The sequence below is a fragment of the Citrobacter amalonaticus genome (genome assembly GCF_002918555.1).
Taxonomy (GTDB): Bacteria; Pseudomonadota; Gammaproteobacteria; order Enterobacterales; family Enterobacteriaceae; genus Citrobacter_C; species Citrobacter_C amalonaticus_A.
Genome location: NZ_PQMB01000003.1, coordinates 528753 through 541281 on the forward strand (window position 1 = coordinate 528753; position 12529 = coordinate 541281).

Annotated in this window: 10 protein-coding genes, 1 tRNA gene and 3 pseudogenes; 7 read left to right on the top strand and 7 right to left on the bottom strand. The window is 50.5% G+C overall.

The window, feature by feature from the left end; all coding sequences use genetic code 11:
* Window positions 1-13: 13 nt before the first annotated feature.
* Entirely contained in the window at window positions 14-340 is a 327-nt protein-coding gene (locus C3432_RS15140) for a YggL family protein (protein ID WP_103777410.1), read from the bottom strand.
* Window positions 340-1059 (bottom strand): tRNA (guanosine(46)-N7)-methyltransferase TrmB, encoded by a 720-nt coding sequence (trmB, locus tag C3432_RS15145; protein WP_103777411.1) that lies wholly within the window; start codon window positions 1057-1059, stop codon window positions 340-342. Before trmB ends, C3432_RS15140 begins: the two co-directional genes overlap by 1 nt.
* A gap of 161 nt (window positions 1060-1220) precedes the next feature.
* Here trmB and mutY point away from each other — a divergent pair, with 161 nt between their 5' ends.
* From mutY to C3432_RS15170, 4 genes are all read left to right on the top strand, one after another.
* Complete coding sequence (gene mutY / locus C3432_RS15155; protein ID WP_103777413.1) at window positions 1221-2273, top strand: A/G-specific adenine glycosylase; 1053 nt, start codon at window positions 1221-1223, stop codon at window positions 2271-2273.
* Between the two features lie 28 nt (window positions 2274-2301).
* A complete protein-coding gene (locus C3432_RS15160; RefSeq protein ID WP_042998071.1) occupies window positions 2302-2577 on the top strand; it encodes an oxidative damage protection protein in 276 nt (91 codons plus the stop codon).
* 74 nt (window positions 2578-2651) lie between these two features.
* On the top strand, window positions 2652-3734 hold the full coding sequence (mltC, locus tag C3432_RS15165) for a membrane-bound lytic murein transglycosylase MltC (protein ID WP_103777414.1): 1083 nt from the start codon (window positions 2652-2654) through the stop codon (window positions 3732-3734).
* A 215-nt stretch (window positions 3735-3949) separates the two neighbouring features.
* Entirely contained in the window at window positions 3950-5206 is a 1257-nt protein-coding gene (locus tag C3432_RS15170; protein WP_103777415.1) for a nucleoside permease, read from the top strand.
* Window positions 5207-5255: 49 nt separating this feature from the next.
* Here the strand turns inward: C3432_RS15170 and C3432_RS15175 are convergent, their stop codons facing one another.
* A complete protein-coding gene (locus C3432_RS15175; protein WP_103777416.1) occupies window positions 5256-7391 on the bottom strand; it encodes an ornithine decarboxylase in 2136 nt (711 codons plus the stop codon).
* A gap of 532 nt (window positions 7392-7923) precedes the next feature.
* On the opposite strand from C3432_RS15175, the pseudogene C3432_RS15185 reads away from it, so the two are divergent.
* From C3432_RS15185 to C3432_RS15195, 3 genes and pseudogenes are all read left to right on the top strand, one after another.
* Window positions 7924-8550 (top strand): annotated as a pseudogene (locus C3432_RS15185) (DUF554 domain-containing protein); the annotation flags it as partial.
* A gap of 105 nt (window positions 8551-8655) precedes the next feature.
* Window positions 8656-8731 (top strand) — tRNA-Phe (locus C3432_RS15190).
* Between the two features lie 358 nt (window positions 8732-9089).
* Window positions 9090-9335 (top strand): annotated as a pseudogene (locus C3432_RS15195) (transposase); the annotation flags it as partial.
* A 135-nt stretch (window positions 9336-9470) separates the two neighbouring features.
* Here the strand turns inward: C3432_RS15195 and C3432_RS15200 are convergent.
* The 4 genes and pseudogenes from C3432_RS15200 to C3432_RS27480 form a co-directional block, all read right to left on the bottom strand.
* Window positions 9471-10034, bottom strand: coding sequence for an inclusion body family protein (locus C3432_RS15200; protein ID WP_103777418.1), 564 nt, complete (start codon window positions 10032-10034; stop codon window positions 9471-9473).
* A 502-nt stretch (window positions 10035-10536) separates the two neighbouring features.
* Window positions 10537-10818 (bottom strand): annotated as a pseudogene (locus tag C3432_RS15205) (DNA topoisomerase); the annotation flags it as partial.
* Between the two features lie 403 nt (window positions 10819-11221).
* Window positions 11222-11605: an STY4528 family pathogenicity island replication protein gene (locus C3432_RS28365; protein WP_374755471.1), complete on the bottom strand. Its 384-nt coding sequence runs from the start codon at window positions 11603-11605 to the stop codon at window positions 11222-11224.
* Between the two features lie 197 nt (window positions 11606-11802).
* Window positions 11803-12507 carry a Crp/Fnr family transcriptional regulator gene (locus C3432_RS27480; protein ID WP_146050964.1) on the bottom strand — a complete coding sequence of 235 codons (705 nt, stop codon included), beginning with the start codon at window positions 12505-12507 and terminating at the stop codon, window positions 11803-11805.
* Window positions 12508-12529: the final 22 nt, after the last annotated feature.

The window sequence follows — 12529 nt, forward strand, 5'->3', positions numbered from 1 at the left end:
ACCCTTTGCTTTATTAGTCCCACCAAACGTCGAAAAGTTCGCTGGTGCGGACTTCTTCAAGTTTGTGCTCTTCCAGCCATTTACGCACGGCAGCCTGATGTTCTTCAGTGCACTTACCGATTTCCTGCATGCAGATCAGACCTTCCCAGGCCAGATAACCGCTGCCGTCAAACGCCAGTTTGTTCGGCTCGATAACGTCGTTGATAAAGTCATCGACGATTTTATCAACCTGCTCTCCAGATGTACCTTCCGGGAAACGCCATGCAACCGAAAATCCTAATTCCTGGAACTCGTCGATGTGCATTTTCTTACGCAAACGACGGCTACGGTTCTTTGCCATTATTTCACCCTCTCGAACATTAAGTCCCATACGCCGTGGCCAAGACGATGACCACGTTGTTCAAATTTGGTTACCGGGCGCGATTCCGGGCGCGGTACATAATCGTTGCTCTCTGACAGATTTTTGTACCCGTCAATGGAGGACATCACTTCAAGCATGTGCTCCGCATAGGCTTCCCAGTCAGTCGCCATGTGGAATACGCCACCCAGCTTCAGCTTGCTTTTCACCAGCTCTGCAAACGGTACCTGAACGATACGGCGTTTATTATGACGTGCTTTATGCCACGGGTCAGGGAAAAAGAGCTGAACCATGGATAAAGAATTGTCAGGAATCATTTTATGCAGCACTTCGACCGCATCATGGCACATCACTCGCAGATTCCCGACGCCCTCTTCATGGGCTGATGCCAGACATGCGCCGACCCCCGGTGAATGGACTTCAATGCCAAGGAAATTTTGTTCCGGACGCGCCTTCGCCATGGCCACCAGCGAAGCGCCCATGCCAAAACCAATCTCAAGCGTCACTGGCCCTTCACGGCCAAACAGCGCGGCGAAATCCACGTATTCCTCGCTGAATTCAACGCCCATCACCGGCCAGTAGTTTTCCAGCGCGTGCTCCTGTCCTTTCGTCAGTCGTCCCTGGCGACGAACAAAACTACGAATCCGGCGCAGCGGGCGACCGTTTTCATCAAATTCCGGTGAGATGACGTCGTTTTTCATAAAAGTAAGTCTGCTTGTGATTGAGGTCTGAAAACGGGCATTATCCAAAGTTAGTTGCCGGATGCAAGTAAAGGAAGACACTGAGCTGCGGAAAGTTCCGGTTTACACCCCGTTGCCTCTGTGCTGCAATCTGGCCCCCAACAATGAAGAATTTGGTGACCATGCAAGCGTCTCAATTTTCAGCCCAGGTTCTGGACTGGTACGATAAATACGGGCGGAAAACCCTGCCCTGGCAAATTGACAAGACGCCTTACAAAGTATGGCTCTCGGAAGTTATGTTGCAACAGACGCAGGTTGCGACAGTTATCCCCTATTTTGAACGCTTTATGGCGCATTTCCCGACGGTGACGGATCTTGCTGACGCCCCGCTGGATGAGGTGCTGCATCTGTGGACCGGTCTGGGTTATTACGCCCGGGCGCGTAATCTGCATAAAGCCGCACAGCAGGTTACCACGCTGCATGGCGGCGTCTTCCCGCAAACCTTTGACGAAGTGGCGGCGCTGCCAGGCGTCGGTCGCTCAACCGCTGGGGCGGTGCTCTCACTCTCTTTGGGTAAACATTTTCCGATTCTCGACGGCAACGTCAAGCGCGTGCTGGCGCGCTGCTATGCTGTTAGCGGCTGGCCGGGTAAAAAAGAGGTTGAGAAACGACTGTGGGATCTGAGCGAACAGGTTACGCCTGCCCAGGATGTGGAGCGCTTCAACCAGGCGATGATGGACCTGGGGGCGATGGTGTGCACCCGCTCAAAGCCTAAATGTTCACTGTGTCCGCTGCAAAATGGCTGCATTGCCGCCGCCAATGACAGCTGGTCGCTCTATCCTGGCAAGAAGCCGAAGCAGACGTTGCCGGAGCGCACAGGTTATTTCCTGCTGCTGCAACATGAGAACGAGGTTCTGCTGGCGCAGCGTCCACCAAGCGGCCTGTGGGGTGGTTTATACTGTTTCCCGCAGTTTGAAGATGAAGATGCTCTGCAGGAGTGGCTGGCGCAGCGAAATATCAATGCGAATAAGCTGACCCAGCTTAACGCGTTTCGCCATACTTTTAGCCATTTCCATTTGGATATTGTGCCCATGTGGCTTCCCGTGTCTTCATTCGTTTCATGCATGGATGAAGGCAACGCGCTCTGGTATAACTTAGCGCAGCCGCCATCGGTCGGACTGGCGGCCCCCGTGGAGCGTTTGTTACAGCAGTTACGTACCGGATCGCCGGTTTAAGCAATCCGGTAAATAAAGAGGATTTTTTATGAGCAGAACGATTTTTTGTACTTTCCTGCAGCGTGAAGCAGAGGGACAGGATTTTCAGCTGTACCCGGGCGAACTGGGTAAACGCATCTATAACGAGATCTCCAAAGAAGCCTGGGCCCAGTGGCAGCACAAGCAAACGATGCTTATCAATGAAAAGAAACTCAATATGATGAACGTTGAGCACCGTAAGCTGCTGGAACAGGAGATGATTAACTTCCTGTTTGAAGGTAAAGATGTGCATATTGAAGGCTATACGCCAGAAGATAAAAAATAAGTACGTTGCCGGGTAGCACAGCGCTTATCCGGCAATATTGCACAACGACAAACACAACACGCACTCCCGAAATGATGAAAAAATTTCTCGCGCTTGCCGTTATTGCGCCGTTGCTCATCTCCTGTTCCAGTTCGACCAAAAAAGGCGATACGTATAATGAAGCCTGGGTCAAGGATACCAACGGTTTTGATATTCTGATGGGGCAGTTTGCCCACAACATTGAAAATCTTTGGGGGTTCAAGGAAGTGCTGATCGCGGGTCCGAAGGACTACGTGAAGTATACCGATCAGTATCAGACCCGCAGCCACATCAACTTTGACGATGGTACCCTCACCGTTGAAACCATCGCCGGGACAGAGCCTGCCGCGCATCTGCGTCGGGCAATTATCAGGACATTGCTGATGGGCGACGATCCGGGCTCCGTCGACCTCTATTCCGATGTGGATGATATCCAGATCTCCAGAGAGCCGTTCCTCTATGGACAGGTGGTGGATAACACCGGCCAGCCTGTTCGCTGGGAAGGACGGGCGACCAACTTTGCCGATTATCTGCTGAAAACGCGGCTGAAAAGCCGCAGCAACGGTATTCGCATGATCTACAGCGTAACGATAAACCTGGTGCCGAATCACCTGGATAAGCGTGCGCATAAGTATGTCGGTATGGTACGTCAGGCTTCACGTAAATACGGTGTTGATGAATCGCTGATTCTGGCGATTATGCAAACCGAATCCTCCTTTAACCCTTATGCCGTAAGCCGTTCCGATGCGCTGGGCCTGATGCAGGTCGTGCAGCACACCGCCGGGAAGGATGTGTTCCGCGCGCAGGGTAAATCAGGTACGCCGAGCCGCAGCTTCCTGTTCGATCCTGCGAGTAATATTGATACCGGTACCGCCTACCTGGCGATGCTCAACAATGTCTATTTAGGCGGTATCGACAATCCCACATCGCGACGTTATGCCGTTATCACGGCCTACAACGGCGGGGCGGGCAGCGTATTGCGCGTCTTCTCAAACGACAAGATACAGGCAGCAAATATCATTAACAGCATGTCACCGGGCGACGTCTATCAAACGTTAACCACCCGTCATCCTTCCGCTGAATCCCGCCGCTATCTTTATAAGGTCAATACGACCCAGAAATCGTATCGGCGCAGATAATCACGCCCTCCCTCTCCCGCTCCTGTCGTTCAGGAGCGGGAAGGTAGAAAAATGCTACCGTCATCACCCTTTTACATTGCAACTGAAAATTGTTTGCAAATATTTGTCACAGGTAACAAAAAATCACCGACACTCATTGATAGAATCACATCATAATGCAACGGCAAATGTGCCTTTCAAAACATTCATCCGCATAATGGTGTGAGGAAATTAACATGAATCTTAAGCTGCAGCTGAAAATACTCTCTTTTCTGCAGTTCTGCCTGTGGGGAAGCTGGCTTACCACTCTCGGCTCATATATGTTCGTCACCCTGAAATTTGACGGAGCATCCATCGGTGCAGTTTATAGCTCTCTGGGGATTGCGGCCGTCTTCATGCCGACTCTGCTCGGTATCGTGGCGGACAAATGGCTAAGCGCGAAGTGGGTATACGCCATTTGCCATATCGTCGGCGCAATCACGCTGTTTATGGCGGCAGAAGTCACCACGCCAGGCGCGATGTTCTTCGTGATCCTGCTTAACTCGCTGGCCTATATGCCTACGCTTGGCCTGATTAACACCATCTCCTATTACCGCCTGCAATCTGCGGGAATGGACATTGTGACCGATTTCCCGCCTATCCGAATCTGGGGCACCATCGGTTTTATTCTGGCGATGTGGGTGGTGAGCTTCTCCGGCTTCGAACTCAGCCATATGCAGCTGTATATTGGCGCCGCCCTCTCCGTTATGCTGGTTTTCTTTACGCTGACCCTGCCGCATATTCCGGTCGCCAGACAGCAAGAAAATCAGAGCTGGACCTCCATGCTGGGTCTGGATGCGTTCGCGCTGTTTAAAAACAAGCGCATGGCGATCTTCTTCATCTTCTCCATGATGCTTGGTGCTGAGCTGCAAATTACCAATATGTTCGGGAATACCTTCCTGCACAGCTTTGATAAAGATCCGCTGTTCGCCAGCAGCTTTATCGTCCAGCACGCATCGGTGATGATGTCGATTTCGCAGATCTCTGAAACGCTGTTCATTCTGACCATTCCGTTCTTCCTGAGCCGCTATGGCATTAAGAACGTGATGCTCATCAGTATATTCGCGTGGATGCTGCGCTTCGGCCTGTTCGCTTACGGCGATCCAACACCGTTCGGTACCGTGCTGCTGGTTCTGTCGATGATTGTTTACGGCTGTGCCTTCGACTTCTTCAACATTTCTGGTTCCGTGTTTGTGGAAAAAGAGGTTCGTCCGGAAATCCGCGCCAGTGCGCAGGGGATGTTCCTGATGATGACTAACGGCTTTGGCTGTATCCTGGGCGGTGTGGTAAGCGGGAAAGTGGTTGAGCATTACACGTTGAACGGTATTACCGACTGGCAGACCGTGTGGCTTATCTTCGCAGGCTACTCGCTGATTCTGGCTTTCGCCTTCGTCGCGCTGTTCAAGTACAAACATGTTCGTGTACCCGGGGGCGCTCAGACTATCGCGCACTAACGCAACACAGAGAAAGCGGGTCATCATAAGGTGACCCGCTTTTTTGTGCTTACTTCAGCACATATCCATACAACCGTTTAATCCCATCGGCATCGGTTTCACTGTAAACCCCCTGCAGCTCAGGTGAGAAGCCGGGCAGCAGATTTACGCCCTCTTCCAGGGCGAGGAAGTAGCGCTGCACTGCCCCGCCCCACACTTCACCGGGCACGACGCACAGCACGCCAGGTGGATAAGGCAGCGCACCTTCCGCCGCGATGCGACCTTCAGCATCACGAATACGCACCAGCTCAACGTCGCCGCGAATAAAGGCGCTATTGGCATCCTGCGGATTCATCAGCACCGGCGGCAGGCATTCCTTACGGAACATCGCCTTTTGCAGATCCTTTACATCAAAACTGACATAGAGATTGTGCATCTCCTGGCACAGCTCCCGCAGCGTGTAATCACGATAGCGCACCGGATATTTATTGAAGATAGTCGGTAGCACATCCGCAAGCGGCGTATCATCCTCAATATGCTGCTCAAACTGCGCCAGCATCGTCACCAGCAGCGCCATCTTTTCAGCGCTTTCCGCAGGCGTCAGCAGGAACAGGATAGAGTTGAGATCGCATTTCTCCGGCACGATGCCTTTTTCACGCAGGTAGTGCGCCAGGATGGTGGCCGGGATACCAAAGTCGGTATAGCGTCCGGTGTCGGCATCAATACCCGGCGTGGTCAGTAAAAGCTTACACGGGTCCACAAAGTACTGATCCTTTGCGTAACCCGCAAAGCCGTGCCACTTCGCGCCGGGCTCAAAGCTAAAGAAGCGGCGCTCGCGGGCTATCATTTCGGTGGGATAATCCTGCCACGGCTTGCCATCAACAACCGGTGGGATAAAGGGATTCAGCAGTTTACAGTGGGCAAGAATCGCCTTACGCGCCTCAATCCCCTGGGTTACGCAATCTGCCCACAGGCGACGTCCACTCTCTCCTTCATGAATTTTGGCATTCACATCCAGTGCGGCGAACAGCGGGTAAAACGGACTGGTGGACGCATGCAGCATAAAAGCATTGTTCAACCGCTTATGCGGACAAAAACGCGCCTGCCCGCGAATATGGTTATCCTTCTTGTGGATCTGCGAAGTCTGCGAGAATCCGGCCTGCTGCTTATGTACCGACTGAGTGACGAAAATGCCCGGATCGTTCTCATTCAATTCCAGCAGCAGCGGCGAGCCGTCCGCCATCATCGGGATAAACTGTTCGTACCCTACCCACGCCGAATCAAACAGGATGTAGTCGCAAAGATGGCCTATCTTGTCTATCACCTGACGGGCGTTATAAATCGTGCCGTCATAGGTGCCAAGCTGGATGATCGCCAGACGAAACGGACGCGACTGGTTAGCTTTTGTCGGGGCAACCTCACGGATCTGCTCACGCAGATATTCTTCATTAAAACAGCGCTCGTCGATGCCTCCGATGAAGCCGAATGCGTTACGGGCGGCTTCCAGATAGACTGGCGTTGCTCCTGCCTGAATCAGTGCGCCATGATGATTCGACTTGTGGTTGTTGCGATCGAACAACACCAAATCGCCGCGCGTCAGCAGCGCGTTGGTGACAACCTTATTCGCCGCCGACGTTCCGTTCAGCACAAAGTAGGTCTTATCCGCATGAAACACTTTTGCCGCAAATTTCTGTGCATGTTTTGCTGACCCCTCGTGGATGAGCAGATCGCCAAGCTTCACATCGGCGTTACACATATCCGCACGAAATACATTTTCGCCAAAGAAATCATAGAAATGGCGGCCAGCAGGATGCTTCCTGAAGAATGCACCGTGCTGATGACCTGGGCATGCAAAGGTGCTGTTACCCATTTCCACATACTGGGTTAAGGTGTCATAAAACGGCGGCAGCAGGTTCTCTTCATAGCGACAGGCCGCAGACTCCAGCTCCAGCCAGTCCTGCGCATTCCCCGCCACAATCGCTTCTGCACCATCAGGCACTTCAGCTGCATCTTCAGCAAGAATAAACACCGGCAGATGAAAGCCGGTGCGCTTAAGCAGAGCAAGGATGCCGCTGCGGCTGTCCGCAACGGTAATGACGACTGCCGCAACATCGGTAAAATCGGTACTGTCCAGCGCCACCACCTGACGGTGGGTGGAGAGTCGGGAAACCAGCTCACCGCTGGCGGCAATATTCATTGATTTCATAAGCGCAAATACCCGTTTCGGGAGAATAAAAGTCCCGGGCAAGACCTGATGCCTTGCCCAACGAGATGCGGGGTCAACTGGTTACCAGCTCCGACCGCCAGACATCAGTAAAAGCAGACAGCTTCTGATTTTACTGTTGTCCTGCAGTGAGCGTGCGCTACCCTCACCGCATGGTGGGAGCAGAAAGAGAGAACTCAGAAAGGGGTAAACATCGCACAATCGGGCGATCTTGCAGGCAATGTAAGGGGGTTACGTTCATCCCGGACAGCCCCATGCGGACAGGAGAAAATTCGCGCAATCATGGCACCTTTAATCTGGAGGGGCAAGATTTAATTCTTATGCGCGGATATCATGGATAAGCAAGCTATGAGTGTGATAACCAAGTCATAATAATGCTATTCAGCAATATATTTAGAAGGAACTATGCCCTAAATAATTCGAGTAGCAGGACAAAACACGTCGTCGTTTTGAACAGCGCATGCGCTGGCCCCGAAGGCCGGGTAACGCGGCGACTCAGCGACAAATTCGTCAGGAACGAATTCGTGTCTCAATGACCTCCATCTTTGGTCTGGCCTCTCTTGGTATTGGTATTTTACTGGTGATCAAATGCGCCAACCTTCCGGTAATGGTTCTGGCAACGCGGGTTGGGGCACTTATCGGCGAATTTTGCTACCTGGAAAAAGGTATTAACGGCGCGGTCGCCAAAGCCCAGCAGATGTTTATGAAACCGGGGAAGAAGACAACGCATGAATCGTTTATTCAGAGTTTTGTGGCAATCATTGTTCTTTTCTGTGCGAGCGGTACCGGGATTTTCGGGGCAATGCATGAAGGAATGACCGGCGATCCCAGTATTTTAATTGCCGAATCTTTCCTCGATTTCTTCACCGCTATTATCTTCGCCTGCCCGCTGGGGATTGCCGTCCCGGTAATATGCATGCCGGTGCTGATTATCCAGTTGACGCTTGCCACTTGTGCTGCGCTGATTCTACCGCTCACTCCCCCCGCGATGATGGCAGATTTTAGCGCGGTTGGTGGGTTACTGCCGATCGCAACCGGTTTACGCATCTGTGGTATTAAGATGTTCCCGGTGGTCAACATGCTTCCCGCACTGGTGTTAGCAATGCCGCTTTCTGCCGCATGGACTATGTTTTTTGCCTGACGAAGCGTGCAATAACTGCAAAGTGGTGATAGATTGTTCAGTCTGCGTTAATTTGAAGAAATTCCGTTGACGAAACGATACGGATCGGTTTTAATGCGCCCCGTTGCCCGGATAGCTCAGTCGGTAGAGCAGGGGATTGAAAATCCCCGTGTCCTTGGTTCGATTCCGAGTCCGGGCACCACTATTTAAAGAAACCAGCCTACGGGCTGGTTTTTTGCTTTCTGGGATTCCGGTAGATTTCTGGTCGCACTGGCCGCAGATGTTACCCCCCTGCTTCTGCGATCCAGCATGAACTTTTCTCTTAAGTAGCTACCAACCCCTCTGGTCGCTGTAGCCCTATCTGTCAGAATTCAAATTCCCAATAGACACCATTTCCACACAGTACCTGGCTGACGGGTTCATTACTGCAAGGCTACATCCGGTCTTTGTCCGGTCCAGAGAAGGACCATTTTCTCTTCTAATATGCAAACAGCCTCTGAATCGCCACAGGTTTAACAGACACCTCGGAATCATTTAAAATGGCTTAAAGAGAGGTGCACATGAGCAGTAAGCGTTATCCTGAAGAGTTTAAAATTGAAGCAGTCAAACAGGTTGTTGAGCGTGGACATTCTGTTTCCAGTGTCGCAACACGTCTCGATATCACTACCCACAGTCTTTATGCCTGGATAAAGAAATACGGGCCGGACTCTTCCACCAACAGAGAGCAGTCAGATGCTCAGGCTGAGATCCGCCGACTCCAGAAGGAGCTGAAGCGGGTTACTGACGAACGGGACATATTAAAAAAAGCCGCGGCGTGTAAATAGACCCGTTTTAGTTCCATGCATTTTTTGAGATCCCGGCCAATTTCCAACAGTATATACAATAGTCTATAAAACAAATCCAGGCTATATATTATAATCAAATACAGCCTGGACAATTAGTTAATTGACAACGATGGTTGGGTCAAGACGGCCATAACCAACCAATACTTGCCGTTGTCCCATTTCATCAAGCTTATAAACAGCGAAATTAATAGTGAAATCTTCCGAACCAGATTTAGAAATAGAGGAACTAAATTGACTAAATGTCATTTCCTTATATTTCGCTGGCAAACCATCAGCGGAACTCACATCAGGAATAACGGCCTCCTTTCGGACAAAGATATTTTGCCGAAACGGATTAAATACCTGCTCCCCACGAACATGTTCAATTTTATATACAATAGCAGCATCATCTGAGTTGGCATATACAGACATTCCTGTAAATGCAACTATATCGTTAACATTAGCTTTAAATTTTAGACTCGCAGTGCCTTGACCAGAGATAACTCCGCGACAATCTGATACAGTCAATTGGATCAAACTTGTATCATTAATCCAGGTTGGATTGTTTTTATCCTGACTTAATACCGGATATTTTTTTCTGATACGATCGGTATCAATTAACGCATGCACATAAATAAACATATTACTTGCATTGACAATGCTTTTATCTTCAGTATCCATTTTCGTTTCCTTTACTTACAAATCATCAGATTAAAAATAAGCATTATTAAAACAGACAGTAATGCGTCCTTTAAATAAAGGCAACCTCCTCTTATAATTAGAGTTAAAAAAACTTAAATCAGATGAAACCATAAAACAAAACTAAACTTTTTTAATGCTATTATAGTGATCTAGTTATCAATACCTAAATAAATTTTAGTGAAACTCGTATAACCAGCACTCAGATGCATTCAGTATGGCTATAGAAATAAAATAAAAATACAAAAAAAATATTATCAATCCTTTATTTTATATACACACCAATATAAAAATAGAATAGATTAACGATATCAGGCATAAACAAAAAGGCCGATTCCATCCTGGTATCGGGCCTCTGAATCTGTATCACGGGCTCATTGTCTATATCACATCTCCGGACCAGAGCCTTTTTTGGCCGACGTGTAATTTCACGGAGGGTCACGCCTTGCAACCTCATCCAGGTAACAAAATGGGTCGCTATACTGTCACCGGCAGCATCGGCGTCTTCTTCAGCATCTTTACCGAACAAACTCTTCCAGCCAGCAACCACCACCACTTTGGCGCTGGTTTTAAACAACTGCCCGCCACAGTTGAGTGAAACCCGCGTCGCATCCACTTCATGGTTCGCCATAAACTGGGCCAGATAATGCAGCCGGATAAGCTGGTAAACGTTGCGCTCCTGCTCACTCATTTTTGCCAGAGCGCAGGGCTGCTTTGTGGGGATAATACCGTGGTGCACGGTGATCTTGTAAGTATCCCGCCAGATGGTGACATAGTGACCGATTTCCGCTTTGCAATGCACTGCCCCCGCGTCACCAGTGTTAAACTGCCCTTCCCTTGCCCGCTTCAGGTTCGCCAGCAGGTAGGCAGTGACATTCCTGACCTCTGCCGTTTTAATGCGTCCAGAATCCGCTGCCCCAGTTTGTCAGGTAAGGCGTCAAGCTGCTGCTTCAGCCTATCCCGGTCGGGCGTGTTCAGCCGTTCGATTACCGCTGCCGGCCACGACAACCGACTTTCCCCCCTACGTACGTAACGGTTCGATTTTCGAACTAAGCCGCCATCCCCTGATTTCCGGCTTAGTTCGGGATCCGAACCCGGTAAATTTGCCCCCTTCAGAGCGCTAAGTTCGGCTCCTGAACTCTGTGGTTTTTGACCTGATTCGTTTTTTCCTACCGTGACAACACCATTTCCTGCGGGGTTTGTGGGGCGGATAACCGGGCTTCGATCAGCACAACGCGTGAGTGCTGGTGGCGCATACGGGTATCAGATTTGATCTCCTGAAAAACGGCCTGCGCCGTCAGGCGTATCTTTTTATTGATGTGTCGGCAGGCGTCAGAAACGGCATCAAGCCAGCCAGGATCGAAGTATTGCGCGTCAAACTGTCCCAGCGGCTCATTGTGCTGGGCATAGATATTGCTGCGAATGCGCCTGGATTTATCCCTGATTCGCTTACAGAGACTCACCCATCCTGTAAGGCGCAGCACTAACAGCGCCCTGCTGACCGTCTCCCGGGAGGCTTTATCCGAATGAGGCAACGCCAGCTGGCACTGCAATTCGTTATAGACAGTAAAAACAGTAAGTTAAAGAAGCCTGATGGAGCTGAAAAGTTTCCGTCAGTTTTTTTGACATCCGTAATCTTTGGGAGCCTGTTGGTTCGATAAACTACGGAGACCCCCAATACCTCTCACCGATATCGCCATCCGCAACGCAAAGCCGCCCGACAAACCTTATAAGTGCAGCGACGCGCCCACTAAATTTTCCCACTGACTTTTATGAGGAAATCCATATCTTGAAGGTACAGGTTATTTCCCATTCCTTGAATTACCCCTAGCTTTTTCCACTGAGCCAGCAAACGATTAAGGGTCTCAGTACGAATACCCAACTGATGTGCCAGCAGGCGTTGAGTGACTGACAAAGTGATATGGCGCCCCTGTGTTTTGCTGACTTTAAGCAAGTAGCGCGCAACCCGCTGCTCCAGCGTACACAGGCTAAATGACTCAATATTGTCCATTGCCTGTTGTAGCATTTCTCCGGCGCTGGACAACAGGCGAATGCCGATATCAGGTTGAGTCAGGCAAAACTGATGCAGCGTCCTGCGCGGCCAGCGGCACACCAGGGATGACATACTGGCCCAGGCATGTACGGGATAACGTCCCTCCGGCATAAACATCACCAGCGTAGCCAGCAACTGTCCGCGCAGCCTGTGTTGATAAACCAGCTCTTCACCGTTACGGCCATACCGCAAAGTATTCACCTGACCGTTTAGCACCAGATACCAGAAATCAGCCTCCTCCCCCTGATGAAAAAGCGCCTGTTTGTTCTCCAGACGGATAAAAACGCCTTCCTGCATGAGTCGCTCATACAGTTCAGAGCGTATGCCTTCCAGCAACCGCGTTGACTTTAATAGCCGAACGGCGTCCGCAAGCATTACGTTTCCGGCGTTGATAATTGTCATAGCTCAATTTTTCCCTTTGCGC

Bases quoted from the DNA above. Each gene is read 5' to 3' on its own strand.
- C3432_RS27480 (WP_146050964.1), bottom strand. From the start codon at position 12,507: ATGACAATTATCAACGCCGGAAACGTAATGCTTGCGGACGCCGTTCGG.
- mltC (WP_103777414.1), top strand. From the start codon at position 2,652: ATGAAAAAATTTCTCGCGCTTGCCGTTATTGCGCCGTTGCTCATCTCC.
- C3432_RS15200 (WP_103777418.1), bottom strand. From the start codon at position 10,034: ATGGATACTGAAGATAAAAGCATTGTCAATGCAAGTAATATGTTTATT.
- C3432_RS15175 (WP_103777416.1), bottom strand. From the start codon at position 7,391: ATGAAATCAATGAATATTGCCGCCAGCGGTGAGCTGGTTTCCCGACTC.
- C3432_RS15140 (WP_103777410.1), bottom strand. From the start codon at position 340: ATGGCAAAGAACCGTAGCCGTCGTTTGCGTAAGAAAATGCACATCGAC.
- mutY (WP_103777413.1), top strand. From the start codon at position 1,221: ATGCAAGCGTCTCAATTTTCAGCCCAGGTTCTGGACTGGTACGATAAA.
- C3432_RS15160 (WP_042998071.1), top strand. From the start codon at position 2,302: ATGAGCAGAACGATTTTTTGTACTTTCCTGCAGCGTGAAGCAGAGGGA.
- C3432_RS15170 (WP_103777415.1), top strand. From the start codon at position 3,950: ATGAATCTTAAGCTGCAGCTGAAAATACTCTCTTTTCTGCAGTTCTGC.
- trmB (WP_103777411.1), bottom strand. From the start codon at position 1,059: ATGAAAAACGACGTCATCTCACCGGAATTTGATGAAAACGGTCGCCCG.